Origin of the sequence: Pontibacter chitinilyticus, from assembly GCF_039748935.1 — a bacterium.
Classification (GTDB): domain Bacteria; phylum Bacteroidota; class Bacteroidia; order Cytophagales; family Hymenobacteraceae; genus Pontibacter; species Pontibacter chitinilyticus.
In genome coordinates, this window is the sequence record NZ_JBDIZJ010000015.1 from 43,006 (window position 1) to 68,799 (window position 25,794).

The 25,794-nt window shown below is 53.4% G+C and carries 23 protein-coding genes; 16 read left to right on the forward strand and 7 right to left on the reverse strand.

What is annotated here, in order from left to right; genetic code table 11:
- Position 1 precedes the first annotated feature (1 nt).
- The 4 genes from ABDW72_RS18200 (at position 2) to hemA (ending at position 4,817) form a co-directional block, all read left to right on the forward strand.
- Positions 2-448, forward strand: a complete 447-nt coding sequence (locus ABDW72_RS18200; RefSeq protein ID WP_347160033.1) for a response regulator — start codon at positions 2-4, stop codon at positions 446-448.
- A gap of 153 nt (positions 449-601) precedes the next feature.
- A complete protein-coding gene (locus ABDW72_RS18205; RefSeq protein WP_347160034.1) occupies positions 602-1,834 on the forward strand; it encodes an ATP-binding response regulator in 1,233 nt (410 codons plus the stop codon).
- Positions 1,831-2,892: a response regulator gene (locus ABDW72_RS18210; RefSeq protein ID WP_347160035.1), complete on the forward strand. Its 1,062-nt coding sequence runs from the start codon at positions 1,831-1,833 to the stop codon at positions 2,890-2,892. The genes ABDW72_RS18205 and ABDW72_RS18210 overlap by 4 nt, the downstream gene beginning before the upstream one ends.
- A 662-nt stretch (positions 2,893-3,554) precedes the next feature.
- Complete coding sequence (hemA, locus tag ABDW72_RS18215) at positions 3,555-4,817, forward strand: glutamyl-tRNA reductase (RefSeq protein ID WP_347160036.1); 1,263 nt, start codon at positions 3,555-3,557, stop codon at positions 4,815-4,817.
- A gap of 187 nt (positions 4,818-5,004) precedes the next feature.
- Here the strand turns inward: hemA and ABDW72_RS18220 are convergent, their stop codons facing one another.
- From ABDW72_RS18220 to ABDW72_RS18245, 6 genes are all read right to left on the reverse strand, one after another.
- Positions 5,005-5,901: a DUF5777 family beta-barrel protein gene (locus ABDW72_RS18220; protein WP_347160037.1), complete on the reverse strand. Its 897-nt coding sequence runs from the start codon at positions 5,899-5,901 to the stop codon at positions 5,005-5,007.
- Positions 5,898-6,470, reverse strand: a complete 573-nt coding sequence (locus tag ABDW72_RS18225) for a YceI family protein (RefSeq protein WP_347160038.1) — start codon at positions 6,468-6,470, stop codon at positions 5,898-5,900. Before ABDW72_RS18225 ends, ABDW72_RS18220 begins: the two co-directional genes overlap by 4 nt.
- A 12-nt stretch (positions 6,471-6,482) precedes the next feature.
- Positions 6,483-6,875 (reverse strand): hypothetical protein, encoded by a 393-nt coding sequence (locus ABDW72_RS18230; protein ID WP_347160039.1) that lies wholly within the window; start codon positions 6,873-6,875, stop codon positions 6,483-6,485.
- 75 nt (positions 6,876-6,950) lie between these two features.
- Entirely contained in the window at positions 6,951-7,409 is a 459-nt protein-coding gene (locus tag ABDW72_RS18235; protein WP_347160040.1) for a CHRD domain-containing protein, read from the reverse strand.
- A 105-nt stretch (positions 7,410-7,514) separates the two neighbouring features.
- Positions 7,515-8,849, reverse strand: a complete 1,335-nt coding sequence (locus ABDW72_RS18240) for a porin family protein (RefSeq protein ID WP_347160041.1) — start codon at positions 8,847-8,849, stop codon at positions 7,515-7,517.
- Entirely contained in the window at positions 8,827-9,393 is a 567-nt protein-coding gene (locus ABDW72_RS18245) for an RNA polymerase sigma factor (protein ID WP_347160042.1), read from the reverse strand. Before ABDW72_RS18245 ends, ABDW72_RS18240 begins: the two co-directional genes overlap by 23 nt.
- A 388-nt stretch (positions 9,394-9,781) precedes the next feature.
- Here ABDW72_RS18245 and ABDW72_RS18250 point away from each other — a divergent pair, with 388 nt between their 5' ends.
- Positions 9,782-11,116 (forward strand): NAD(P)/FAD-dependent oxidoreductase, encoded by a 1,335-nt coding sequence (locus ABDW72_RS18250; RefSeq protein ID WP_347160043.1) that lies wholly within the window; start codon positions 9,782-9,784, stop codon positions 11,114-11,116.
- Between the two features lie 295 nt (positions 11,117-11,411).
- Here the strand turns inward: ABDW72_RS18250 and ABDW72_RS18255 are convergent, their stop codons facing one another.
- A complete protein-coding gene (locus ABDW72_RS18255) occupies positions 11,412-13,877 on the reverse strand; it encodes a penicillin-binding protein 1A (protein ID WP_347160044.1) in 2,466 nt (821 codons plus the stop codon).
- 298 nt (positions 13,878-14,175) lie between these two features.
- On the opposite strand from ABDW72_RS18255, the gene ABDW72_RS18260 reads away from it, so the two are divergent.
- The 11 genes from ABDW72_RS18260 to moaC all read left to right on the forward strand — a co-directional run bounded on the left by ABDW72_RS18260 (position 14,176) and on the right by moaC (position 25,647).
- Positions 14,176-14,703, forward strand: a complete 528-nt coding sequence (locus tag ABDW72_RS18260; protein WP_347160045.1) for a (2Fe-2S)-binding protein — start codon at positions 14,176-14,178, stop codon at positions 14,701-14,703.
- Positions 14,696-15,694 carry an FAD binding domain-containing protein gene (locus tag ABDW72_RS18265; RefSeq protein WP_347160046.1) on the forward strand — a complete coding sequence of 333 codons (999 nt, stop codon included), beginning with the start codon at positions 14,696-14,698 and terminating at the stop codon, positions 15,692-15,694. Before ABDW72_RS18260 ends, ABDW72_RS18265 begins: the two co-directional genes overlap by 8 nt.
- 74 nt (positions 15,695-15,768) lie before the next feature.
- Complete coding sequence (locus tag ABDW72_RS18270) at positions 15,769-17,988, forward strand: xanthine dehydrogenase family protein molybdopterin-binding subunit (protein WP_347160047.1); 2,220 nt, start codon at positions 15,769-15,771, stop codon at positions 17,986-17,988.
- 107 nt (positions 17,989-18,095) lie between these two features.
- A complete protein-coding gene (locus ABDW72_RS18275) occupies positions 18,096-19,259 on the forward strand; it encodes an NTP transferase domain-containing protein (RefSeq protein WP_347160048.1) in 1,164 nt (387 codons plus the stop codon).
- Positions 19,260-19,350: 91 nt separating this feature from the next.
- Positions 19,351-19,995 carry a (2Fe-2S)-binding protein gene (locus ABDW72_RS18280; RefSeq protein WP_347160049.1) on the forward strand — a complete coding sequence of 215 codons (645 nt, stop codon included), beginning with the start codon at positions 19,351-19,353 and terminating at the stop codon, positions 19,993-19,995.
- Positions 19,992-20,975: an FAD binding domain-containing protein gene (locus ABDW72_RS18285; RefSeq protein ID WP_347160050.1), complete on the forward strand. Its 984-nt coding sequence runs from the start codon at positions 19,992-19,994 to the stop codon at positions 20,973-20,975. Before ABDW72_RS18280 ends, ABDW72_RS18285 begins: the two co-directional genes overlap by 4 nt.
- Before the next feature lie 166 nt (positions 20,976-21,141).
- Positions 21,142-23,403, forward strand: coding sequence for a xanthine dehydrogenase family protein molybdopterin-binding subunit (locus ABDW72_RS18290; protein WP_347160051.1), 2,262 nt, complete (start codon positions 21,142-21,144; stop codon positions 23,401-23,403).
- Positions 23,404-23,510: 107 nt separating this feature from the next.
- On the forward strand, positions 23,511-23,750 hold the full coding sequence (gene moaD / locus ABDW72_RS18295; RefSeq protein ID WP_347160052.1) for a molybdopterin converting factor subunit 1: 240 nt from the start codon (positions 23,511-23,513) through the stop codon (positions 23,748-23,750).
- Positions 23,751-23,753: 3 nt separating this feature from the next.
- Positions 23,754-24,173 (forward strand): molybdenum cofactor biosynthesis protein MoaE, encoded by a 420-nt coding sequence (locus tag ABDW72_RS18300; protein WP_347160053.1) that lies wholly within the window; start codon positions 23,754-23,756, stop codon positions 24,171-24,173.
- A 7-nt stretch (positions 24,174-24,180) separates the two neighbouring features.
- The gene (moaA, locus tag ABDW72_RS18305) at positions 24,181-25,167 is read left to right on the forward strand and encodes a GTP 3',8-cyclase MoaA (RefSeq protein WP_347160054.1); all 987 of its coding nucleotides are present in this window, start codon (positions 24,181-24,183) and stop codon (positions 25,165-25,167) included.
- Positions 25,168-25,647: a cyclic pyranopterin monophosphate synthase MoaC gene (gene moaC, locus ABDW72_RS18310; RefSeq protein WP_347160055.1), complete on the forward strand. Its 480-nt coding sequence runs from the start codon at positions 25,168-25,170 to the stop codon at positions 25,645-25,647.
- Positions 25,648-25,794: the final 147 nt, after the last annotated feature.

Sequence of the window (25,794 nt, forward strand, 5' to 3'; positions counted from 1 at the left end):
CATGTCTGATAAACGATCTATTGTGATACTCATTGCCGACGACGACGCCGAAGACCGCATGCTGGTAAAGGATGCGCTGGAGGAAAGTCGGCTGAAGAATAATATTCATTTTGTGGAGAATGGCGAGGAGCTCATGGATTACCTGCACCACCGCGGAAAATTCGCCGACAAGGTGGCGTACCCCACACCCGGCCTCATCCTGCTGGACCTGAACATGCCCAAAAAAGACGGGCGCGAGGCGCTAAAAGAGATCAAGGAAGACGAGCACCTGCGCCTGATCCCGGTGGTAGTACTCACCACCTCTAAGGCCGAAGAAGACATTCTTCGTACCTACGATTTGGGCGTGAGCTCCTTCATCACCAAACCCGTAACTTTTGCCTCGCTGGTAGATGTGATGAAAACGCTGAGCAAGTACTGGTTCGAGATCGTAGAACTGCCCAAACTATAAGGTAGAAGTTAGACACTGGAAACAAGGTACAAGATGAAGGACTTTCTCACGTGCTGTTTTGCATTCCTAATCTGAAAAACAACAAGAGGAGCAATGTTCCAAATAAAGTATAAAGGGAAGTCTAACGTCTAGAATCTAACGTCCAAAATAAAGATGCTGGATAAAACACGCATACTGCTGGTTGACGACGACGAGGATGACTATATCATCACCCGGGACATCATCAATGATATTCCCGGGCGTAATTACCTGCTCGAGTGGACTGGCACTTTTTCGGAGGCGCTGCAACTGATCGGGGAGGGGCGGCATGATGTTTACCTGGTAGATTACCGCCTGGGTGCGCATGACGGGCTGGAACTCATCCGGGAAGCCGTGAAGAAGGGCTCTATGGCTCCCTTTATCCTGCTCACCGGACAAAGCGACCGCGAAACAGACGAAAAAGCTATGCGCGCCGGCGCCCTCGACTATATCGTGAAAGGCACCATCAGCCCGAACGAACTGGAGCGCTCCATTCGCTACAGCATCGAGCATGCTAAGAGCCTGGCCGTGATCCAGCGGCTCAATACGGAGCTGGAGCAGCGCGTGAAGGAGCGGACGCAGGAGTTGGGCGCGGCCATCAAAAAGCTGGAGCATACCAACCGCAGCCTCTACGAGGCCGAGCAGGAGGTGCGAAAGGCGCTGCAAAAAGAAAAAGAGCTGCACGAGCTCAAGTCGCGCTTTGTGACGATCGCCTCGCATGAGTTTCGGACGCCATTGAGCACTGTGCTTTCCTCCGCCTCGCTCATCAGCAAGTATAAAACCACGGAAGATGACGAGAAGCGGCAAAAGCACGTGGACCGGATCAAGTCGGCGGTAAGCAACCTGACGGGCATCCTGAACGACTTCCTGTCCATCAGTCGCATAGAGGAAGGCAAAATCTATAACGTACCCACGGAGTTTGACCTGGTTGCTTTTGCGGCGGAGGTAGTGGACGAGATGCAGGGCTACCTGAAGGCTGGCCAGCGCATCCACTACCAGCATTACCGTCCCAAAGCTGTCATCACCCTCGACAAGCAATTGCTCAAGAACATCCTATTCAACCTGCTGTCGAACGCGAGCAAGTATTCGGCTGAGGAGAAGAACATTTACTTGAGCACGAAAACAACTGAAGAGAACATCACCATCACCGTGCAGGACGAGGGCATCGGTATTCCGGACGCCGACAAAACACACCTGTTCACCCCTTTTTTCAGGGCACAGAACGTGACCAACATACAGGGAACAGGCCTTGGGCTGAACATCGTTAAGAAATACGTAGACATCATGGGTGGCTCACTGCAATACCAGAGCGAACTGGACAAGGGCACCACGTTCACCATCACACTTCCGCAAACAACTGAAGCATGAAAAAGATACTGCTGATTGAAGACAACAACGAAATCCGCGAGAACATCGCAGAAATTCTCGCCCTTGCCAACTATGAAATTCTGGAAGCCGAAAACGGCAAGGTAGGCGTAGAACTGGCTAAGCGCGAGCTCCCGGACCTGATCATCTGCGATATCATGATGCCCCAACTCGACGGCTATGGCGTGCTGCACCTGCTCAGTGGCAATCCCGCCACAGCGGGTATCCCATTCATCTTCTTGACGGCCAAATCGGAGAAAGAAGACTTCCGGAAAGGGATGAATCTGGGCGCCGACGATTACCTGATCAAGCCTTTTGATGACCTGGAGCTGCTGGATGCGGTGGAGATGCGCCTGAAAAAGAATGAGGCGCTCAAGTCTGGCTTCCAAAAAAATGCCGAAGGATTGAACGAGTTTATGCAGGAAGCCAAAGGCCAGGAAAACCTCGACAAGCTGACCTCTGATGCGCAGAAGCTACAGCACTTCAAGAAAAAACAGCCCCTGTTTTCAGAAGGCAATTACCCCAACGCCTTATACTTCCTCAACAAAGGAAAGGTAAAAACCTACAAATCCAACGAGGAGGGGCGCGAGTACATCACCAACCTTTACAAAGACGGCGACTTCATCGGCTACCTCGACCTGATCGAAGAGAAAGCCTACCGCGAATCGGCGATGGTGATGGAGGACTCAGAGATCTATGTAATCTCGAAAGAAGATTTTTTCCTGCTGCTGCACAACAACCGCCTGGTGGCGAATAAATTTATCAAGATCCTGTCGGATAACTTGGCGGAGCGGGAAGAACGCTTGCTGAAGCTAGCCTATAATTCAGTGCGCAAGCGTGTAGCAGAGGCGCTGGTGTTTGTTGAGAAGCAGTACAAGCAGGAGCAGCAGGGCGTGTCGCAGGTAGTGATCTCGCGCGAGGATTTGGCCAGCATCGTGGGCGCCTCCAAGGAAACCGTAATTCGTACTTTGGCTGATTTTAAAGACGAGAAGCTCATCGATAGCCAAGGCAGCAAGATTATGATTCTGAACAGTGAAAAGCTCAAGCGTATGCGGAACTAGGGCTGTATTTGTTTGCTGCTGTTCTATGTATACATCACGTTATAGTTGATAGCTACTGCTTTATACTTTAGCAGGCAAGCTATACTTGGTAGCTGCTGTTTGATGCGCAGTTTTATACTTGCCTAGTTTCATTTTTGGCTTTGGTGCCCTCACGGCCTGGAGGCCACGTCCTCGGGCATCGCGCGGCGGTGAGTAGCTGCCCTAGCGGGCTGCCGCTCCCGCGGCACCGCAACACACCAAGGCGCTCCACCCAAGGACTGGAATTAATTCGATAGCTGCTGCTATACTATAATTGAAATACAAGTATAGCAACTTCTTTCCTATCCCCTTTGTCATCCTGCAATGACCCTAGTGGAAAGGAGGTTAAGCCAATCTATACTATTTAAGTCAACACAATACTACTTCTACTTCTCTTCCTCCTACAGCCGAATTCCCTCTTAAGGGGGGTGGGAGGTGTTCTTGATAGGCGCAACTACAACGCTCATACTTTAGCTAAAGTAACAACAGACGCCCCTCCTTAGATAAGGAGGGGCAGGGGTGGTTGGATGCGGCGATACCACCCGATACCCCAGTACTGACATCAATCCTTTTCTAAACTGATATTTATCATGTTTTGCGGCAGCTAACTTGCCCAAATTTGCATTGGAAGTAACCCGAAGAAAATGCAAAACCAGTTTAAAGCCCTCACCCTGTCTTACAAAAATGCACCCATTGCCGTTCGCGAGGCTGTCGCCTTGAACGAAATCGGTTGTCGCAACCTGCTGGACAAGCTCAAGGAGTTCACCCCCGCAACAGAGGTGCTGGTGCTTTCTACCTGCAACCGAACCGAAGTATACTATAATGCAGACAAGGACCTCTCCCGCGAGATCGTGAAGTTGCTCGCCATAGAGAAAGGCTTTATCGCTACCAGAAAGATACAGCCGTACTTCCTGCCGATCCTGAAGCAAGAGGAGGCCGTGGCGCACCTGTTCCGGGTATCACTGGGGCTGGAGTCGCAGGTGGTGGGCGATTTGCAGATCATGAACCAAGTGAAGAACGCCTACCAGTGGGCGACAGATGCAGAGTTGGCAGGCCCCTTTCTGCACCGCCTGTTGCATACGGTTTTCTTTTCGAACAAGCGCGTTTCCAACGAAACAGGTTTCCGCAGCGGGGCGGCCTCGGTTTCTTACGCTACGGTGGAGCTGACAGAGGAGCTGACGCAACACCTGCTGAACCCGCGCGTGCTCATGATTGGGGTGGGAGAGATTGGCGCCAACGTTTGTGATAACTTCCAGAAGTCCACGCTCCGCAACATCGTGATTGCTAACCGCACCCACCACAAGGCACAGGAGCTGGCGCAGAAATGCCATGCCAAAGCCGTATACTGGGAGAACGTGTGGGAGGAGATCGCACTGGCCGATGTGGTGATCTCGTCGGTGCCCGGCGACTGCTTCTTCCTCAGCAAAGAGCAACTAGAAGCTCAAGGGCCTTGTACCCCCAAGTTCTTCATCGACCTCTCCATGCCCCGCAGCATCGACAGTGCCCTGGAAAGCTTAGCCGGCATGCAGGTATATAACGTCGATAACATCCGCAACCGCACCAATGAGGCACTCGAGCTACGCTTAGCGGCCATTCCGCAGGTGCAGCAAATTATCGCAGAAGCAATCGCGGAGTTCCAGAGCTGGACGCGGGAGATGGCCATGTCGCCGGCCCTGCAGCAGTTCAAGAACCGCCTGGAAGAGATTCGCCAGCAGGAAGTGGCCCGTTACCTCAAAAAGCTGGGAGCTGAAGAGAAGGAACTGGTGGAGGCGATCACAAAAAACATCCTCAACAAGATCGTGAAAATGCCGGCTCTGGAGCTGAAAGCCGCCTGCCAAAGGGGAGCATCAGAGAGTTTGCTGGAAGGGCTGAGTACGCTGTTTAACCTGGAGGGACAGGAAGTATAAATGCTGTTAAAAGGCAAATAATAGGCAGATCAAAAGAGAAGTGCATACCAGGGAAACAGGGCTAGCATAACTTTACACGCCTGCTTACCACAAGTATAACTGGCCGCCGGATACCTCCGGCGGCTTTCTGTTTAGGAGCTATACATGTATCTTTTTTCAGAATGAAATAGGAAGTTTTTACCGCCGTCTACCAGGTCTTTTTGCCTTTCAGGCTAAAGCTTCGTGATATATTGAAGCCGAAGTAAACGTCGCCCTTTGTCCAGGCTCCGGTGGTTTGCGGAATAAAGAATTTCTCAATCATACCTTGTGCGTTGGTAAAAATAAGCTGGAATACGTGTCCACCTGTTTCCACATCAAACCCCAGAGCAAGGCTGTTGCGGAAAGAATCAGCAGTTTCGCCGGGCAGCACATAGTAGTATTCTGCATTAAAGGAGGTCCGTTTGGTGAGCTTATACCTGCCACCGGCACCCAGGGCATACACATTGTTCTCCGCTTTCCGGTCAGCCACCAGGTTGCGGTGCACCAACGTAGGCGAGAGCTGAAGCGAAAGCTTTTCGTTAAACTTGCGGGCCAGCAGCAGCTGGTGTGTGTAAGTGAGCCTGTAGGGTAGGTCGTCGTTCTCTGCCTCATCTACCTTAAGGGTTTTTATGGCTGCGCTTGTGAAGAGGGTGAGTGTTATGGGCATGCCGTTGCGCTGCCGGGTCTGCTGCAGTAACCGGTATTTCAGAAAGCCATCGAAGGTTTTCTCCAGCGAACTACGGCCGATGCCAACTGTTAGCCTGTCCGTAAGCCCATAGTCCAGGCCGAGGCGGATGGTTGCCTGGTCAAGGCCAAAGAAGTTGTAGGCGCCGCTGTTCAGGGTGCCGAAGCGGTGCGAGATGAGAAACAGAAGCTCCCCGGCGCCGCTGGTTTCTACGGTATGGCCGTTTGCAAGGCGTGTGCCTTTAAACGTGCCTGTCACGGCAGTTGTCTTGAGGCTGTCCTGTGCTTCGGCCAAGGCCATCAGATCGTCCTGTGCGTATCCTTTCTGTGTCAGCAGCAGGAGAAACAATGCCCCCAGCCAATACAATTTATACTTGATCATGGCATGTTGCGGGTATAAGGTTCGTAAAGCATATCTACCTTAATAGCAATGTTTTTGGCAATGTGCTCGCGTACCAGCAACGGAATCTCAATGTTGAATTCCTGCGGCGTAACTGAAAACTCGGCTTTCCCCAGCAGCTTGTTCCCTTTTACCTCCAGCGTGCCGTCGGTTGTAATCTGTCGCTCTACGCCATGCACCGTGAGCGCCCCCGCCACCTGTACTTTATAGGTGTTGTCGCGCGACAGGTCAAGCGAACTGATGTTGGTGATCTTGCCTTTGAAAGTTGCTTTAGGGTATTTGTCAGACTCCACAAAGTTCTCATTGAAATGGTGCTGCATCAGGGATTTCCGGAACTGGAAGTCCTGCATCGTTGCTGAAAAAACGATCTCGCCGGTTTGCGTGTCCAGCAACGACACGACCTGCTCGTTATGCGCCGCAATGTCTTCGAGAAGTGCTTCCGAAAAAAACGAGATGTGGCCCGTCTTGGTGAAGTAACGGCTTTGGCTGTTGTGCACCGGCAGCGCCGTGCACAGCAGCCACGCCAGCAGCAGAAGTAGGCTATTTTTCATGAGCAGCAAAGGTTAATTGTTGGGCGCCCCATCCGCTATCCATTTCTTGATCTTGCTGATGTTGCAGCTGGACAGTTTCGCACCGCCTTGCGGCATTGCCGGGTAGCCGGTAGCATGGGTAATCACTCCGATCAGATTGCCGTTACCGGCTTGCTTTTGCACGCCCGCATAGGTGTCGAGCACGACGCCAGATTGCGCTACTGCCGTGCTGTGGCAGCTGTAGCAGTTAGCTGAAAGGATCGGTTGCACAGTAGCGGTGAAGGTAACATTGGTCGTGTCGCAGGTCTGCGTTTGTGGTTGCGGTTGCGGATCCAGGTCCTCTTCGTTCGCATCTTTACAGCCCGGAATTGCAGCGCCGGCACAGGCTAAACCAGCTGCCAGCATTATGTAAGTAAAACGTGCCATAGGTATATCATTTAAGGTGGATAATGTTTTTGGTGAATAGCCTGACTGCCCCGGAAGCAGCCAGGCACCGGGAACTTAGCGCGTGAGTTGTCCCCGGATTTCACCAGCAGGAAACTGGCTGCTGTGGATGTTGACGTACCAGTCGCCTGCCAGCAGGTCTGCTTCCTGGTCTTGTGTTAGCACAGGCGTTTGCCCTGTTACCGGGCTGCTGTACGGTGTGCTGCCGATGGGCACCTCCACACCGCCACTCTGGCCGATCGCTTCTTTATGGAAGTGCATGGCTGTCGGGGTGATACCGTCGTAGGTGAGGGTATAAGTCAGCACTTTGGTGTTGCGGTTATAGGTGCCGTTAAAGGTGCCGGTGGCCTGCGAACTGTTCGCCGGTACTTCTTGAGCCCCTGTTAGCGCTATATTCTTAAACTGCACCTTATTCAGGCTTGTTTTTTCATCATCGTCATCATCACAGCCGGCCAGCACCAGTAGCAGGCAGCACAGGAGGATCTTTGCTGGTAAAGTAGTCATGTTGCGTAGCATAGTATAAAGATTTAGGTAAGCGTTAATCAGAAATGTAAGGCACAGCAGAGCAACCTAACACAGGGCATGCTGTGTTATCACGGGAAGAAAAAGGGTCTGATTACTTTATTTTCTTAGCGGTATCGTATAGCCGGCACTCAGGAAAATGCCGGCGCTTGTCAGCTGCACATGGCCGGCACCAATGCTGGTCAAGGGTATTTTTACAAAAGGCGCCGCACCAACCGAAAAGGCCGGCGACAGCCTGTGGGTGTAGCTTACGGAGAGATTCTGCACGCCAAACCAGTGCTTGTTCTGGTTGGCAACTTCCCATACTTTACTATAGGAGCCATAGCCGCCCTCATACTCGTAGGTATACTTCTCATTCAGCATCAGGTAGCTCGATAGGCCAGCCTCTATAGCAAGTACCCCTTTTTTAAGCTCCAGCAGCCGCCACTGTAAGTTTAGCGGGATGTCGAGTACTTTACACTGCGCTTCGATGACAGTTGGCAATGTTTTGCCCTGCCAGAAGTCCTGCGAAGGAGCATAGTCCTCTGGAGCGGCATTATAAACTTTATCTGCCCAAACTGCCCCGGTCACCAGGCTGAGTTTACGGGTCAGGGGCACGCTAACGCTGATGCCGGCGTTTGCACTAACCGCATTCGGCTGCTTGAACTTAACTGTCGTAACATCCGGTGCCACCAGGAGCGAGATGGTAACGTGCTGCAGAAAAGCGCGCTTATTTTGTCTCTGGCTGCTATCGGCGGCTGCCACAGCGGGAGCAGTTGTTTCTACAGAGTCAGTTAGCGCAGGCTCCAGGTCTGCAGCCGCAGCCGCGCTGTCCGGTGCTGCCTGGGCCAGAACTGAGGCCTCAGAAGCAGCAGCAGGCACGACAACCGAATCAGCAGCAGCTGACGGTGGTAAGAGAGCCGGTGCCGCTTCTGTCCGTTCTTCCCGTTGGTTTTCCCTTACGTTGCGATCTTCGGCAGCTGCTGCTTTTACATCTACTATAGCAGCACCTGTGTGTTGAAGCTGAAGCCGGACTGCTGTCTTTGCATTTGGCAGAGTACCAGCTACAGTCTCAGGCGCGGCTTTTGGTATAGTATGGGCAGCTACTGGTTGCTGTTGTGTCCGCCCCTGTTGCGGTGCAGCTTGCTGTGGCTGCGTGTTAAGCTTTTCCTGTACAGCAGGGTTCTCCTGTACAGTCGCTGTTGTCTGATCCGGTGCATGTGTGGCTTCTGGCCCTGGTGCCGCGGCTTGCTTCCAGAACACTGCCAGGCTGACGAGCAGGAGCAGAAGCAGGAGCGGGTATAAACGCTTATACCAGGTCTGGCGAGGCTGCACGCTGTCCAGCTTCTGTTCCATTGCCGTCCAGGCATCTGGCTCAAAAACCGGTTCAAAGCTGTCGGTAGCCTTTCTGAAAAGATCGTCCAGCTCTTCGTCAGACATGTTGTTTGTACTCATCTATTCTGTTTTTTTTTAATGCTTCTCTTAAGTTTGCCCTGGCTTTTGCCAGGTTAGACTTGGATGTACCGACGTTAATGCCCAGTATACCTGCAATTTCTTCGTGTGTGTATCCATCTACCACATATAGGTTAAACACCGCTCTATAACCGGGTGTCAGCTGCTGAATAAGGCCGATCAGGTCTTCATAGTTAAATTGCTGCAACACATCAAACGGATCAGCCGGTGGGTCCACTTTGTCAATGTCAGTCAGATGGTAGTGCTTCAGGTTATGCCGGTAATTGTCTAGCGCAGTGTTGATCATGATCCGCCGTAGCCACAGTTTAAAGGGCTTGTGCCGCTCATACAGCTCCAGTTTGGTGAATACCTTCAAAAAGCCGTCGTTCAGCACTTCTTTTGCCTCTTCTGCATCCCTGGAATAGCGCACGCAAACACTCATAGCATAGCCATAAAAAAGCTTGTATAGCTTTCTTTGTGCTTCCCGGTCGTGTTGCAGGCACCCTTGAAGCAGAATCTCTACCTCTTTACTACATGTGTTACTCACGCTCTTTTGTTTTGCGCTCTCATCACGGAGCAGGATTGTAAATGGTTGCCTCTGCAGAAAAAAAAAACTATAACTGTATCTGCTGTGCTATACGTAGTTAACAGGTTAATAATCAGAATGAAGATGTGCTGGATGCCGGGTATGAGGGCATAGCAGCCGGGCTAGTATGAAACAACATGCAGGAGTTTACGGATATATAGTAGCTTTTGCTTGGCGAGGCAGTACGCGTGCCGGGGCTATGGTAGCGCTGGTCAGTCAGCAGCCTGGTTTAGGACCTGATCAGGCCTGAGGCAGTGCTCAGCCATACTTAAAGCTGCTGCGTAAAGCGTAAAAAGGCACATGTACCACTGCTTAAGGTACATGTAAGACCAAACACGGATAGAGAATTATGGAAAATTATGCCAGAATAGCAAATACAGGAAAACGCCGGGTGGTGATAGTAGGAGGAGGCTTCGGCGGACTGGAACTGGTAAAGGCGCTGCAGCACGCCGATGTGCAGGTGGTACTAATTGACAAGAACAACTACCATACTTTTCAGCCGCTGCTCTACCAGGTGGCTACCGCCGGCGTAGAAGCGGATTCCATCATACATCCCTTCCGGAAAATATTTGAGGAGCAGGATAACTTTTACTTCCGGCTGGCGGAGGTGCAGCAGGTGGACACAAAACAGCAGGTGGTAGAAACCTCCATCGGGCTAATTCCCTACGACTTTCTGGTAGTTGCCACCGGCGCCACCTCCAACTTTTTTGGCAACGAGCAGATGGAGCAGAATGCCATCTCGATGAAAAGCATTGACGATGCGACAGAGCTTCGGAACACCATCCTCTACAACTTCGAAAAAGCCCTGCAGCTAGACGATTCTGAGCAGATCAACAGCCTGATGGACTACGTAATTGTGGGTGGCGGACCAACAGGCGTGGAACTGGCCGGTGCCCTGAGTGAGCTGCGCAAGCATGTGTTCCCAAAAGACTACCGGGAGCTCAATTTTAAGGAAATGGACATTTATGTGGTGCAGAGCGGCCCGCAACTTCTGAAGGGAATGTCGACAGAGGCATCCTGCAAATCGCAGAAGTACCTGGAGAACTTTGGCGTGCATGTATGGCTAAACCGGCGCGTAGTGTCTTACGATGGGTATACGGCGGTGATGGACACGGGTGAGAAACTGATTACGCGCACCTTGATCTGGGCAGCGGGTGTTACCGGCGCTCCTATTCCTGGGCTGCGTAAGGAAAGTGTGCTGAAAGGAAATCGCCTGCAGGTAGACCAATATAACCGCGTGGCAGGCTATGACAATGTATTTGCCATTGGCGATGTTGCCGCGATGATTACGGCAGAGAATCCGCAAGGCCACCCGATGCTGGCCCAACCTGCCATGCAGCAAGGCGATCTGCTAGGCAAAAACCTGGTTAATCTGCTGGCCGGCAAACCGCTGGAGGCTTTTGATTATAATGACAGGGGCACCATGGCTACCGTAGGCCGCAACCACGCCGTAGCTGACCTGAAGGTTTTGAACAAAGAGTATAGAACACAGGGTTTTGTGGCCTGGCTGATCTGGATGTTCGTGCACCTGATCTCCATTGTTGGCTTCCGCAACCGGCTGGCCGTGCTGCTGAACTGGAGTTGGAGCTACTTTACTTTCGACACCGGCAACCGGCTGATCATGGGAGAGCGCCACGAAAATGTTCCTATCGAAGAAACCGTGACGCATAAAACGGTGGAATAAAATCTATAAAATGTGGTACTTAGGTAGCGGACTCAGGCAAGTATAAAAAGACAAATAGTATAGAGCGCTAGACGGTTTTATACTTGTCCAAAGCTTGCTTTACTGATAGGCGTCAGGCTTTTTAGATTTGTGCCTTTTTATCTTAACTGCTGCTCACTCAGGCGCAGTGGTCATATTGCCAAGTATAAATTTTCGCCTTAACGGTGCGCAGTTGCCTGCTTCCTAATGCCAAACTGTGGGCGGCTGGAGCTCATCACAGAGCTTAAAAAGGCACGTTTATACTTGTGTACGTCGTTTAATCTCTCTTTTTACGCTGCTTTTGCTCCTGCCGGCGCTTTTTCCATTTTGCTTTCCAGCTTTCGAAAGTCTCTACCGCTTTATCGGCTACATCGTCGAGCACACGCTCCAGGAAATTCTGCTGCGGTGGTTCGGCCCGGAAAGAGGCGCAATTAAGGCTGGCCTGCAGACTAGGCGGAAGCGGATCGAAATGACTATTGTAGTAGCCTTTATAGGCAGGATCGATGGCAATGCGGCGAATGAAGTCGCCCCAGATAGGCAGGGCCGTATGGGCTCCCTGGCCCAGAGCTAGTGTCCGGAAGCGCACCTGCGGGCTCTCGCCACCTACCCACACGCCTGTAACCAGCTGCGGCGTAATGCCGATAAACCAGCCATCGGCATAGTCCTGGGTAGTGCCGGTTTTGCCTGCAATATCCATCTGCAAGCCATACTGGGGGCGCAGTTTGGCAGCGCTTCCTTCTTCTACCACGCCCTGCATCAGGTATAACATGGTGGCTGCTGTCTTCGACGAAATGACGCGCTTGGCCCGGGTATCCTCCCGGTGTTCGCGCAGCACCTGGCCGTTGCGATCGGTTATTTTGGTGATGTAGACTGGCTGCACCTGGTAGCCGTGGTTGGCAAACGTAGCATAGGCGGCTACCATTTCCTCCAGCGAGAGATCGGCTGTGCCTAGTGCCAGCGACGGCACCGCTGGCAGGTCGGACTGGATGCCGAGGCGGTGGGCCATGTCAACAGTTCTTTCTACGCCCGCTTTCATAATGATCTGGGCGGAAACAGTGTTTACCGAATGGGCCAATGCCCCGCGCATACTATACTCGCCGCCATACTGCTCGTCGGCATTGCGGGGCGACCAGTTATCATAGTCCGGGTAAGTTACGCGTTCATTGGGGAAGTAGTCGCAGGGCTTCAGTCCTCTTTCCAGGGCGGCGGCATACACAAAGGGCTTAAAGGTGGAGCCTACCTGCCGCTTGGCCAGCACATGATCATACTTAAAAATATGGTGGTTGATGCCGCCCACCCAAGCCCGTACATAGCCGGTGGTCGGCTCCATGGATAACAGGCCAGTGTTCAGGAAACGCTCATAATACGCCAGCGAATCCATCGGGCTTATGGTTTTCTGGCTGCTGCCGCCCCAGCCGTATACCTGCATTGGCACCGGTTTTTTAAAGACAGCGGCAATCTCCGCATCTGATTTGCCGGCCGCTTTCAGGTGCCGGTAGCGGTCAGAACGCTGCATGGCTACCTGCAGCACCTGCGTGTTGCGGCCCCAGGGCGTGCGACCGCGCCAGTGCGTATCAAACTGCTTCTGTAACCGCGACATTTGTTGCCGCACAGCTGCCTCGGCATGTCGCTGCATCCCCGCATCAATGGTGGTATAGATCTTCAGGCCATCCGTGTAAATATTGTATGGCTCACCGTTTTTTTTCTTTTGTCCTGCTGCCCACTGCGCCAGTTCCTGCCGCAGGTACTCCCGGAAGTAAGGTGCCAGGCCATCGTTGTGCGTGGTATAGTTATAGTGGAGCTTCAGCGGCAGCTTCTGCAGGGAATCAGCCTTTGCCGGAGTGAGATAGTTATACTTGGCCATTTGCGCCAGCACGACATTGCGGCGGACTTTGGAGCGCTCCGGATGCAGGCGCGGGTTGTAGGTAGTGGTAGCCTTCAGCATCCCGATCAGTACGGCTGCCTGTTGTGTGCTGAGCGAATCGGCCGAAGTGTTGAAGAAGCGGCGCGAAGCCCGCTCAATGCCATACAGGTTACCGCCCATTGGTACGGTGTTCAGGTATAGCGCCAGAATCTCTTCCTTTGAGTAAATGGTCTCCAGTTTCTGCGCAATGATCATCTCGCGGAGCTTATTCACTGGCATGTCCCAGATCCAGTAATCTTTGCGGGGGAAGAGGTTTTTTGCCAACTGCTGGCTCAGCGTGCTGCCACCACCGGAGCTTTCATGCTGCAGCAACAGCGATTTGACCAGCACACGCCCCAGGCTGCGCACGTCTACGCCATGGTGTTTGTAAAAACGGGCATCTTCAGTAGCGACGAGCGCCTGTACGGCAGCTGGCGAGATGTCGTCATACTTCACGTTGGTGCGGTCTTGGATGTAGTAGCGGCCCAGTAGCACGCCATCGGCCGTGTATACTTCAGAGGCCGTGTTGTTTTGTATTGCTTTCAGTTCGCGCTGCGAAGGCATGCCCCCAAGCAAGCCGATGTAAATAGCAGCATAAAAGAGAACGAAAAACAGCAGCCCGCACAAGGCCAGTTTATAAAGTATCCTGAGTATGAATTTGTAGTGGGAGCGGCGGTCGCCTTGCTGCCACTGCGCCTGTTGCTGCTGCCAGTAGCCACGGGTAAATTTCTTTTTCAGGCTGTGCCAGAAAGGGGAAAGTTCCGCGTGTATCAGCCGCGCAAGCGGGATAGAAATTCGGGTGATAAAAAATTTAATTATCTTTTTAAGCGTACTCCTCATGTTTGGGTTTATAAACCTGGCGTAGCAGGCGCGGCCATGCTTTCGAACGCGCAAGTTACGCAAATTGGTGCAATGGCAGGTATTTTACAAGAATTGCGCCAGTGCGGGTAATTGTCGGCTGCTGCCAATTTTAACACATAAGCGGCAGTTTTCAACAATCAAAAAAGCCGGATTGCTCGTATCACTTTACAATGCCTGCCCTGGCGGCGCCTCGGCCGTACGTATATCCTCCCCGATGATGTGGAAAGCTGCTCCTTTGCCGCACTGCTTCATTTTTCAAAGGCAAAAATAACTTGGTATGAAAAACAAACGACAGAACGAAAACGCCGAAACTGCCCTCCGCCCGCTGCCCTCGGCCAGCACAGTCACTATTCGTATAAATGGCGAGGAGCGGCGCCTGCAGGTAGCCCCCTGGACCAGTCTGCTGGACCTGCTGCGGGAGGAGCTGCACCTGACGGGCACTAAAAAAGGGTGTGACCACGGCCAGTGCGGCGCGTGTACCGTGCTGGTAAATGGCACCCGCATCAACTCCTGTCTCACGCTGGCTGTTATGAAAGACGGCAGCGAGGTAACCACCATCGAAGGGCTGGCAACGGATGGCGAACTGCACCCCATGCAACAGGCTTTTATCGATAACGATGCGTTCCAGTGCGGCTACTGCACACCCGGCCAGATCTGTTCAGCCATTGGCTTGCTGCAGGAGAACAAAGTACACTCCTTGTATGAAATGCGCGACCAGATGAGTGGCAACATCTGCCGCTGCGGCGCTTACAACAACATTATAGCGGCTATTCAGCAAGTGAAAGGAGGCCAGAAGGATGCTTAGTTTTACGTATACCAAAGCCGGCAATGTAACGGAGGCAGTAAAGGAGGTAAGCACGAACGATGAGGCAAAGTTTATTGCTGGCGGTACCAACCTGCTCGACCTGATGAAGATCGATGTGATGACACCGCGGCACCTGGTCGACATCACCCAGCTTGCCCTGAACACGATAGAAGCAAATGATGACGGCGGGCTGCGGCTTGGTGCTCTGGCGACAAATGCCGCAACAGCTTACCATCCGGAGGTGGAGAAGCGCTATCCTCTGCTGACTCATGCGATACTGGCTGGGGCTTCGGCACAGCTGCGCAACATGGCTACCGATGGCGGCAACCTGATGCAGCGCACCCGCTGCTATTATTTCTACGACCTCTCAACGCCCTGCAACAAGCGCGAGCCGGGCACCGGCTGTTCGGCCATCCATGGCTTCAACCGCATCCATGCCATACTTGGTCAAAGCGAAGCCTGCATTGCCGTGCATCCCTCCGATATGTGTGTGGCCCTGGCGGCGCTGGATGCAACCGTTAATGTGACCGGCAAGAACGGCAACCGTACTATTCCGATCCTGGATTTCCATCGCTTGCCTGGCGACACGCCTGAGCTTGACAATAACTTACAACCCGACGAGATCATCACCTCCATCGACTTGCCCGCCAAAGGCTTTGCCGATCATTATACGTACATCAAGGTGCGCGACCGCGCTTCGTACGCTTTTGCGCTGGTAGCCGTAGCAGCTGCGCTGGACATGGAAGGCGATACCATTAAGGAGATCCGGCTGGCTTTGGGAGGCGTGGCGCATAAGCCCTGGCGTAAGCCCGAGGCCGAAGCCATACTTAAAGGCCAAAAGGCCACCAAAGAAAATTTCCGGAAAATAGCTGATGCGTACCTGGAAGGAGCAAAGGGGTATGCCCACAACACCTTTAAGATTGAACTGGCGAAACGGGCAATTGTGCGGGCGTTGTCCGAGGCAGCACACCTGGAAGAAAAGCAAAGCTGAGCAAGGCGACTTAGGCAGCTAACCTGCTGCCGCAAGTATAAAACGAAGTATAGATCGCAGAACAGAAATAAACTATGAATACAAACTATATCGGGAAAGGCACCAGCCGCGTAGATGGGCGCGATAAAGTAACAGGCAAAGCCAAATATGCTGCTGAGTTCAATGCGCCGGGCCTGGTGCATGGGGTGGTGGTGTCGAGCCGGATAGCCCGGGGCAGGATCAAAAGCATTGATACCAGCGTGGCGCTGCAGGTGCCTGGAATACTGGAGGTGTTCACGCACGAGCATCGTCCCGATATGCCGTGGTTCGACAAAAAGTACCAGGACAAAGACTCGCCGCCGGGCTCGCCTTTCCGCCCGCTATTCGATGCTGAGATTCAGTTTAACATGCAGCCTATTGCGCTGGTAGTAGCCGACACTTTTGAACTGGCGCGGTATGGCGCTTCGCTGGTAAAGGTATCGTACGAAGATGCCCCGCATGATACCAACCTGCTGGCCGACCGCGACGAGGCGTACAAACCGGAGAAGTATAAATCGGAGAAGCCACCCAAATCACGCGGAAACATTGATAAAGCCTTTGCCGAAGCAGATGCCAAAGTAGACCAGGAGTATTTCCACACCAGTGAGCACCACAACCCGATGGAAATGCACGCGTCTACAGCGATCTGGGAGCAAGACGGCATGCTGACGATCTACGACAAAACGCAAAGTGTGCTGAACAGCCAGAAGTACATCAAGCAGATCTTTGATCTTTCGGTGAAAGAGGCCCGCGTTATTTCGCCGTTTGTAGGCGGTGCCTTTGGCTCCGGGTTGCGGCCGCAGTACCAACTGTTTATGGCCGTCATGGCCGCACTGGCCCTCAAACGCTCGGTAAAAGTAATGCTCACGCGCCCGCAAATGTTTTCTTTCGGTCACCGGCCAGCTACCTTGCAACACCTACAGTTGGGCGCCTCTAAAGACGGTAAACTGCAAGCGGCACGGCATGAGGCTTTTGCCGAAACATCTAAATTTGAAGACTATTCCGAAAATGTCGTGATCTGGCAGAATGTGCTGTACCAGTGCGACAACGTTGCTTTTGAGCATAAACTGATCGCCCTGGATGTATACACCACACTCGATATGCGTGCACCCGGCGGTGTAACGGGCGCTTATGCGCTGGAATGTGCGATGGATGAACTCGCTGTAGCCGCAGGAGTAGACCCGGTGGAACTGCGCCTGCAGAACTATACGGAAAAAGACCAGAACAAAGATGTGCCGTTTTCGAGCAAAGAGCTCAAGGAGTGTTACCGGAAGGGAGCCGAGCGGTTTGGTTGGGAAAAACGAAACCCGGAACCACGGTCTATGCGCGAGGGGCACCTGCTGGTGGGCTGGGGCATGGCATCAGCGGCCTGGGAGGCCAAGCAGCAGGAGGCTAGCGCCAAAGGCCGCCTGACGGCAGATGGCAAACTGACCGTAAGCAGCGCGACTGCCGATATCGGCACCGGCACCTACACGGTCATGTGCCAGCTGGCGGCCGAAACAATGGGCCTCCCGATCGAAGATGTTACCTTCAAACTGGGCGACTCCACCTTGCCGAAGGCTCCGCTGGAAGGCGGCTCCTGGACGGTTTCGTCTGTTGGTACGGCCGTAAAACAGGTATGCGATGCGCTGGGCGAAAAGTTGCTGAAGTGGTCGCGCAAGCTGCCGAACTCACCGTTTGGCACTGCCACTCTGGAGGAAGTGAAGTTTGAAAACGGCCTGATGAAACTCAAGAGTGATCCGTCGAAAGGGTTTTACATCAAAGATATTATGCTGCAGCGGGACCTGGATGTTCTGGAAGCAGAAATAACATCGAAGCCTGCCAAAGATCAGAAAAATTATGCGCCCTATACCCATGCTGCCGTGTTTGTGGAAGTAAAAGTGGACGAGGACTTTGGCACGATCACCGTATCGCGGGTAGTCAGTGCAGTGGCTGCGGGCCGTGTGATCAACACTAAAACCGGCCGCAACCAGGTGCTGGGGGGTATAGTTTGGGGGATTGGGATGGCGCTGGAGGAGGAAAGCTTTATGGACAATAACTTCGGCCGATTCATAAACCACAACCTGGCCGAGTACCATGTGCCTGTTAATGCCGATATCCACGACCTGGACGTTATCTTTGTAGAGGAGCACGACGATATTGTAAATCCGATCGGTGCCAAAGGATTGGGTGAGATTGGCATTGTGGGTGTAGCTCCGGCCATCGCCAATGCTGTGTACCACGCTACCGGCAAGCGTATCCGTACCTTGCCAATTACGCTGGATAAAGTGATGTAAGCCGTATCGCCATACTTGCATAACACCGTAAGTATGGCGATATTGATTTTTAAATGCCATCGTATGGCCGCAGAGGCAGCCCCGATCGATGATCTTGTACCCTATACATGCACCACAAACACGCGAAACTAAACAAGCCTGCATTGGGAGAATTTGCCCGCAATGAACTGGCTATACTTGGTACGCCCTGCGGTAACATTCAGCAGCTGGCCCACCGGATCATACAGAAGGTAGCGGCAGCTTGGAAAATTGCGTATGTGGATGCCGACCATGCAGCAGCACCGGAGAACGAGGCAGCCCTTCAAACGGCACTTGCCAGTGGAGCTGCTATTGAGTTTACCGATAAGATCACGCACCGGCGCCTGAACTATAAGCAGGCGTTTACGCCGTTTCAGCACCGCATGCTGTTTAATGAGCAGGACCTGGTGCTGGTGAACGGCAACCATTTTAAAGCCAAAAGTCAAATTGTGGTAATCGATCCGGCCAAGTCGCTGGAGCAGAAACTGGACAAACTCACCGATGTGCGCCTGCTTATACTTCGCGACAAAGCCACAGCTATACCCGATTACCTGCGGCAGCACCTGCCGCATCTGGAGCAACTGCCGGTCTTTATACTTGAAGAGGAAGATCTGATCGCTGATTTTGTGCTGAATTACCTGAACCAGCAGGTGCCGAAGCTAAACGGCCTGGTGCTGGCGGGGGGGCAAAGTACCCGCATGCACCAGGACAAAGGCAGCCTTGCTTACCATGGCCAAAGCCAGCGGCAACATGTGCTGCAGCTGCTTTCCGGCCTCTGCGACAACGTATACATTTCCAGTAATCCGCAGCAAATGGCCGAAGCGTCGGAAGGTCAGTTACCAGCGATAGCGGATACTTTTATAGGTTTAGGGCCGATGGGGGGCATTTTGTCAGCACTGCAGCAGCAGCCGGACAGTGCCTGGCTTACGGTTGCCTGCGACCTGCCTTACCTGTCGGCGCATACGCTGCAGTACCTGGTGCAGCAGCGGAATCCCTCCAAAATGGCGACTGCTTTTCTGGATCCTGAAGGCCAATTTCCGGAGCCGCTGATTACGATTTGGGAGCCCCGTAGCTATCCGGTGCTGCTGCAGTTCCTGGCGCAGGGCTATAGTTGCCCCCGAAAAGTGCTGATCAATTCGGACGTGCAGTTGCTGCAGGCACCGGATGTGCAGGAACTACGTAATGTGAACTATCCCGAAGAATACCAGGCGGCCTTACAGGAACTGGGAGCACGCAATCTGAAGCACCCGTAAGGTTAAAAGCGCATTTTACTTGAAATTATGAACACAGGTTGTAAGTGTCATGCTGCAGCTTTATCTTAAAGAAATCAACTGAATACATGCCATGGAAAAGAAAGAATCCTGTGCGAGGCCGGAGAAAGGCAGCCAAAACCATGATGAGGCCCGGCGGAATTTCCTGAAGCAGTCCTCGCTGTTGACGGCGCTTGCCCTAACGCCATCGGCGGTTGTGCAGGCGGCGGATGCGCGGCTGGAGGAGAAGATAGCTGAAAAGTTTGAGAAGGTACCGGTAACACTCGAAATAAACGGTGTAAAACAAAAGTTGCAGGTGGAGCCGCGCGTGACGCTGCTGGACCTGCTGCGCGAGCAACAAGGCCTGACAGGTACTAAAAAAGGCTGCGATTATGGCCAGTGCGGCGCCTGTACCGTACATGTTGACGGCACCCGCATCAACTCCTGCCTTACGTTTGCCGTGATGCTGGATGGCAAAAAAATCACCACCATCGAAGGCCTAGCTAATGGCGACGAACTGCACCCGATGCAGGCGGCCTTTATCAAGCACGATGGTTTTCAGTGCGGCTATTGCACACCCGGCCAGATCATGTCGGCTGTAGCGTGTATCCGTGAGGGGCACGCCGATTCGGAAGAGGAGATACGCGAGTACATGAGCGGTAATATTTGCCGTTGCGGCGCGTATGCCAACATTGTGAGCGCTATTCAGGAGGTTAAGAACGGGGGACAGAAAGTATGAACCAGTTTCAATATGTCCGGCCCAGTAAGCAGAAAACGGCCATAGAGCTGCTGGCGAAGGATCCGAAAGCCATGTTTATTGCCGGCGGCACCAACCTCATCGACCTGATGAAAAGAGGCGTGGAAGCACCGATGAAGCTGATAGATATCAACCAGCTGCCCCTGGATAAGATTGAGAAGCACAACGGCGGCCTGCGCATCGGGGCGTTGGTGTCGAACAGTGCTGTGGCTGAAGACAAGAAGGTAGTGGAGAAATTCCCGCTGCTGGCGCAGGCCCTGGTTTCAGGGGCTTCGGCGCAGCTGCGCAACATGGCGACGGTGGGGGGCAATATGATGCAGCGCACCCGCTGCTACTACTTTTACGATACGGCGCTGCCCTGCAACAAACGCGAGCCCGGCACCGGCTGCGGCGCACTGGAAGGTATAAACCGGATGCACGCCATCTTCGGCTTCAGCGACAAATGCATTGCCGTGCACCCCAGCGACATGAGTGTGGCCCTGGCAGCGCTGGATGCGACCGTGCTGGTAGCAGGCCCGAAGGGTGAGCGCACCATTCCGTTTCTGGACTTCCACCGCCTACCCGGCGATCATCCCGAAATCGACACTAACCTTGGCAAAAATGAGCTCATCCTGGCTGTTGACATTCCGGAATCGCCTTTTACCAAAAATGTGCATTACCTGAAGGTGCGGGATCGGGCCTCCTATGCTTTTGCGCTGGTATCAGTGGCAGCGGCGCTCCACATCGACAATAACACCATTAAAGATGCGCGGCTGGCGATGGGCGGCGTAGCACATAAACCATGGCGCTTGTCAGAGGCCGAGAAAGCACTGATCGGCAAACCGGCATCGGAGCAGACATTCCAACAAGCGGCGGAGATAGCCATGCGTGGCGCCAAAGCCTTCGAACACAACGCTTACAAGTTGCGGCTTGGACCCAAAGCCATTGTGCAGGCATTACAGACAGCCGCCGGTGTCGCCTGATCAAACAGCATGAAGTAAGTATAAGGCTAAGGGTAAAGCTGCTGTAGCGGCTTACCGGAAAGTGGTTTTGAGGTGCTGTTATGCGCTGAGAAAGCGCAGGGTTGCCGGCCTAAAGTAGAAACAGGGAATTAAGAAGTATAAATCAGTAGTAGCGGGAAGTATACCTATGGAATCGATAATAGAACAGCAGCAGGAACGGAGCGCCGCCGTGGGCAGCCCGAGAGATAGGGTAGATGGCCGCCTGAAAGTAACTGGCGCGGCTACTTACGCTGCTGAGTATAAACTGCCCAATATGGCACATGCCGTGTTGTTGGGTAGCACCATTGCCAAAGGGCGCATTAAAAGTATAGATGCCCGCCAGGCGGAGCGTGCACCGGGTGTGCTGGCCGTTATCAGTCATGTAAACTCGCCCAAAGTGCCGGGATATAACCACCGCGACCATCCTACAGAGCCAGCTAAAATCGGCCAGCCGTTGCGCGTGTTTTATGATGAGACGATCTACTTCAGCGGGCAGCCGTTTGCCATGGTGGTGGCCGATACGCTGGAGCGGGCGCAGTATGCTGCGGGGCTCGTGATTGTTTCGTATGAAGCGCAGGAACACCACACTGATTTTGATGCGAACAGGAGCAAGGCAGAGTTGCCGACACAGGCCAAGCGTAACCCCAAGTCGGGCATGGCCGATTATGTGCGGGGGCAGGAAGATGCCTATAAAACAGCCAACATAAAGCTGGAGGTGGAGTATGTGCAGCCCACAGAAGTGCATAACCCGATGGAACTGCAGGCCATCATCGCCCATTGGGAGGCCCCGGACCGGCTGACATTATACGATAAAACGCAGGGGGTGAAAGATACGCAAAGTACGTTTGCCGAAGAGTGGGATATTCCGGTAGAGAATGTGCGGGTGATCTCCAAATTTGTAGGCGGCGCCTTCGGAAACGCACTGCACACCTGGCCGCACCATACGGCCGCCATTATCGCCGCAAAAAAAGTAGGCCGCCCGGTAAAGCTGATGCTCAACCGCGAGCAGATGTTTACGATGGTCGGTTACCGGCCGCACGCCTGGCAGAAAATAGGTATGAGCGCCACCCCGGATGGTAAATTGACAGCCATTACGCACGAGGCAACCGGGCAGACATCTACTTACGAGGAGTTTACCGAATCCACGTTGCAACAGACACGGATGCTGTATACCTGCCCTAACGTAACGACCCGCTACCGCCTTCTGCCGCTCAACGTCAGCACGCCCATCTGGATGCGCGGTCCTGGTGAGGCGACAGGAGCTATTGCCCTGGAATCGGCTATGGACGAGATGGCGTACAAGCTAAACCTGGACCCTTTGGATTTCCGGCTGCGCAACTACGCGGAAAAAGATGCTGATAACGGCAAACCCTGGTCAACCAATTACCTGCGGGAGTGCTACAACATGGGGGCAGAACGAATTGGCTGGCACGAACGGCAAATGCAACCGGGAGCGCTGCGGGCTGGCGAATGGCTGGTAGGGTATGGCATGGCCGCCGGCGTGTTCGGGGCGCACCGCGGAGCTGCCAAAGCAAGTGCCCGGCTGTTAGCAGACGGTACCGTACTCATCCGCAGTGCGACCACTAACATTGGCCCCGGTACAGCCACAGCCATGGTACTCATCGCCTCCGATGTTCTTGGTATAGATCCCGCCAAAGTTGATTTCCAGCTCGGCGATTCCACTTTCCCGGATGCACCGAAGCAGGGAGGTTCTTCTACCGTGAACAGCGTGGGCTCAGCAGTACGCGACGTTTGCCTGGCTTTGCAGCAGCGGCTGCAGGAGTTGGCGGCGGCACAGGATAATGCCGCTTTCAGCTCAGCCAAGCCAACCAGCATTGTTTTGGATGGAGGCAAGGTACGACTGGTGGGCAACACCACGGCCAGCGTTGCTTATGCCGACCTGCTGAAGCAGAACCAGGGGCAGGAGGTGGATGTTACGGCCGAATCTAAACCTGATGACGACCGCTACAAGTACTCGATGTATTCCTTTGCTGCCCATTTTGCCAAAGTGCATGTGCATCCGGCCACAGGGCAAGTGCGGGTTCAAAAGATCGTTTGCTGTGCTGACGGAGGCACCATTATCAACACCAAAACGGCCGCTAACCAGATGAAAGGCGGTGCTGTAGGCGGCATTGGCATGGCCCTTACAGAAGAGGCCATTATGGACGATCGCTTTGGCCGCTATGTGACGAAAGATCTTGCCAGCTACCACGTGCCTGTGCATGCCGATGCCCCGCCTGTTGAGGTTGCTTTCGTCAACAAACCAGACCTGATCGTAGATCCGAATGGCACCAAAGGCTTGGGAGAGATCGCCATTATCGGTGTAGCCCCGGCCATTGCCAATGCCGTATTCAATGCCACCGGCAAGCGCATTAGGCAGCTGCCCATTACACCCGACAAGCTGGTATAACCGTAGAGGCGGTGTGCATTCTGGCAGTAATTGCGCTTAAATTTCAAAACATAAAGCACTTTAGTCAAGTAAGTCTGTTCAGGTAAGCAGGAGATAAATTACGTAGCATGGAAATCTTATTGTTCGGTATCACCCGCGACATTATAGGCGAAACAAAGCTCATGCTTTCAGAAGCGGAGCAGATCAGCACGGTGAAGCAGCTGAAGGACTGGCTGGTGGCGACGTATGCCGGCATGGGCCGGCTCAGTTCTATGGCCGTGGCCGTAAACAGCGAATACGCCGGAGATGATGCGCCGCTGCAACCGGGCGATGAGATCGCGCTGATACCCCCCGTTAGCGGAGGATAACGTATGGAGAATACCCTGATCGAACTTGTTTCGGCCATAGACCTGAACCAGCCTTATACCTTTTTGCAGGCTCCGGAAGCGGGCGCGGTTAACCTTTTTGTAGGCACCGTGCGTAATCATGCCAAAGGCAAAGCCGTCGTGAAACTGGTGTTTGAGGCCTATGAGCCGATGGCGCTGAGGGAGATGCAGAAGCTGGCAGCACAGGCGCTGAACCAGTGGCCGCTGGAGCGGGTGGCGATGGTGCATGCCATCGGCGAAAAAGCCATTGGCGAGCCGGTGGTGGTGATCGGAGTTTCCTCTGCCCACCGCGATGCGTCCTTCGAGGCCTGCCGCTTTCTGATCGACGAACTGAAAAAGACTGTGCCGATCTGGAAAAAAGAATATTACCACGACAATAGCGTGTGGGTGAACGCACATCCCTGATAAAAGTATGAGCTTATTGATAGACAAGTATGGCAGGCAGCTGAACTACCTGAGATTGTCGGTGACAGACCGTTGCAATTTCAGGTGCTACTACTGCATGCCGGAAGAAGGGGTAGAATATGCCAAACGGACAGAACTGCTGTCGTTGCAGGAGCTTTATACCTTGTCAGAAGTATTTTGCAGCCTCGGAGTTTCCAAGATCAGGATCACGGGTGGAGAACCTTTTATGCGCAAAGATCTTGTGCCGTTCCTGCAAAAAATCAGCCGGCTGCCGGAGCTCACCGAGATCTCTATCACCACCAACGGCACACGCTTCAGCCAGCACTTACCCGCTTTGCAGCAGATGGGCATCCGCAAAATCAACCTCAGCCTCGACTCTCTGGACAGGGAACGTTTCCGGGAAATTACCCGCCGCGACAGCTTTGAGGAAGTATACGGCAGCATCTTTCAACTACTGGAACGTGGGTTTGAGGTAAAGCTGAACTGCGTGGTAGCAGCCAGCCGCAACACTGATGACATCCTTCCTTTTATCGAACTCACCCGCGAGCATCCGCTGTCTGTACGGTTTCTGGAGGAGATGCCCTTTAACGGCACCAGCACATTCGACCTGCTCAACTGGAACCACAAGGATATTTACCAGTACATCAGCCAGCACTACCCGGACCTGCAGAAGCTCCAAAGCGAGGCAACTTCCACGTCGGTGAACTACAAAGTACCGGGCTATGTGGGCACGTTCGGGATTATACCTTCGTTTAGCCGTACGTTCTGTGGCACCTGCAACCGCATCCGGCTATCGGCCACCGGCGAGCTGCGCACCTGCTTGTACGGGGTACCGGCCGCTAACCTGCGCGACCTGCTGCGCCAGGGAGCTTCTGCTGCAAGTATAGCGGAGGAAATTGTAGCGGCGGTTGGTAGGCGCGAGAAAGATGGCTATGCGGCCGAAGCTCATAACCAGGAAACTTCCAAAGAATCAATGTCAGTTTTAGGGGGATAGATGAAAGAACTTTCGCATGTGGATGCGCAGGGGCAGCCTGCCATGGTAGATGTATCGGAAAAAGCGGTCACCACGCGGGTAGCCGTTGCCGTGGGTATGGTCCGTTTTCCGGAGGAAGTATACACGCAACTGCAAGGGCAGGATTTTCTGACTAAAAAAGGAGCCGTGCTGCAGACAGCCATTATTGCCGGTGTGATGGCGGTTAAAAAAACAGCAGAGCTCATTCCGTTGTGCCACCCGCTGGCCCTTACCGGTTGCAAGATTGACATTGTGCCCGCCGACAAGTTTAGCCTGAAGATTACTTGCCGCGTACGTTGCGAGGGCAAAACCGGCGTGGAGATGGAGGCGCTTACAGGCGTATCGGGTGCGGCGCTCTGCATTTACGACATGTGCAAAGCGCTTTCGCATGATATTCAAATTACTGATATCCAGCTAGAGACAAAAACAGGCGGCAAAAGTGACTTCGACAGAACAGCTTAAGCAAGTATAAAGCAGTGCTGGCAAGCAAAACAGCAGCAACAATGCCGCAAATACGTATAGGCAACAGCCTGCAGGCAAACCAACGTCACTTCACTGCTCCACCTTTATACCTGGCGCAAAGCAGTGGCTTTGCCGCTACAAACAGAT

What these genes read in the sequence shown, in the direction of transcription:
- ABDW72_RS18200 (WP_347160033.1), top strand. Translation starts at nt 2, where the DNA reads ATGTCTGATAAACGATCTATTGTGATACTCATTGCCGACGACGACGCC.
- ABDW72_RS18205 (WP_347160034.1), top strand. Translation starts at nt 602, where the DNA reads ATGCTGGATAAAACACGCATACTGCTGGTTGACGACGACGAGGATGAC.
- ABDW72_RS18210 (WP_347160035.1), top strand. Translation starts at nt 1,831, where the DNA reads ATGAAAAAGATACTGCTGATTGAAGACAACAACGAAATCCGCGAGAAC.
- hemA (WP_347160036.1), top strand. Translation starts at nt 3,555, where the DNA reads ATGCAAAACCAGTTTAAAGCCCTCACCCTGTCTTACAAAAATGCACCC.
- ABDW72_RS18220 (WP_347160037.1), bottom strand. Translation starts at nt 5,901, where the DNA reads ATGATCAAGTATAAATTGTATTGGCTGGGGGCATTGTTTCTCCTGCTG.
- ABDW72_RS18225 (WP_347160038.1), bottom strand. Translation starts at nt 6,470, where the DNA reads ATGAAAAATAGCCTACTTCTGCTGCTGGCGTGGCTGCTGTGCACGGCG.
- ABDW72_RS18230 (WP_347160039.1), bottom strand. Translation starts at nt 6,875, where the DNA reads ATGGCACGTTTTACTTACATAATGCTGGCAGCTGGTTTAGCCTGTGCC.
- ABDW72_RS18235 (WP_347160040.1), bottom strand. Translation starts at nt 7,409, where the DNA reads ATGCTACGCAACATGACTACTTTACCAGCAAAGATCCTCCTGTGCTGC.
- ABDW72_RS18240 (WP_347160041.1), bottom strand. Translation starts at nt 8,849, where the DNA reads ATGAGTACAAACAACATGTCTGACGAAGAGCTGGACGATCTTTTCAGA.
- ABDW72_RS18250 (WP_347160043.1), top strand. Translation starts at nt 9,782, where the DNA reads ATGGAAAATTATGCCAGAATAGCAAATACAGGAAAACGCCGGGTGGTG.
- ABDW72_RS18255 (WP_347160044.1), bottom strand. Translation starts at nt 13,877, where the DNA reads ATGAGGAGTACGCTTAAAAAGATAATTAAATTTTTTATCACCCGAATT.
- ABDW72_RS18260 (WP_347160045.1), top strand. Translation starts at nt 14,176, where the DNA reads ATGAAAAACAAACGACAGAACGAAAACGCCGAAACTGCCCTCCGCCCG.
- ABDW72_RS18265 (WP_347160046.1), top strand. Translation starts at nt 14,696, where the DNA reads ATGCTTAGTTTTACGTATACCAAAGCCGGCAATGTAACGGAGGCAGTA.
- ABDW72_RS18270 (WP_347160047.1), top strand. Translation starts at nt 15,769, where the DNA reads ATGAATACAAACTATATCGGGAAAGGCACCAGCCGCGTAGATGGGCGC.
- ABDW72_RS18275 (WP_347160048.1), top strand. Translation starts at nt 18,096, where the DNA reads ATGCACCACAAACACGCGAAACTAAACAAGCCTGCATTGGGAGAATTT.
- ABDW72_RS18280 (WP_347160049.1), top strand. Translation starts at nt 19,351, where the DNA reads ATGGAAAAGAAAGAATCCTGTGCGAGGCCGGAGAAAGGCAGCCAAAAC.
- ABDW72_RS18285 (WP_347160050.1), top strand. Translation starts at nt 19,992, where the DNA reads ATGAACCAGTTTCAATATGTCCGGCCCAGTAAGCAGAAAACGGCCATA.
- ABDW72_RS18290 (WP_347160051.1), top strand. Translation starts at nt 21,142, where the DNA reads ATGGAATCGATAATAGAACAGCAGCAGGAACGGAGCGCCGCCGTGGGC.
- moaD (WP_347160052.1), top strand. Translation starts at nt 23,511, where the DNA reads ATGGAAATCTTATTGTTCGGTATCACCCGCGACATTATAGGCGAAACA.
- ABDW72_RS18300 (WP_347160053.1), top strand. Translation starts at nt 23,754, where the DNA reads ATGGAGAATACCCTGATCGAACTTGTTTCGGCCATAGACCTGAACCAG.
- moaA (WP_347160054.1), top strand. Translation starts at nt 24,181, where the DNA reads ATGAGCTTATTGATAGACAAGTATGGCAGGCAGCTGAACTACCTGAGA.
- moaC (WP_347160055.1), top strand. Translation starts at nt 25,168, where the DNA reads ATGAAAGAACTTTCGCATGTGGATGCGCAGGGGCAGCCTGCCATGGTA.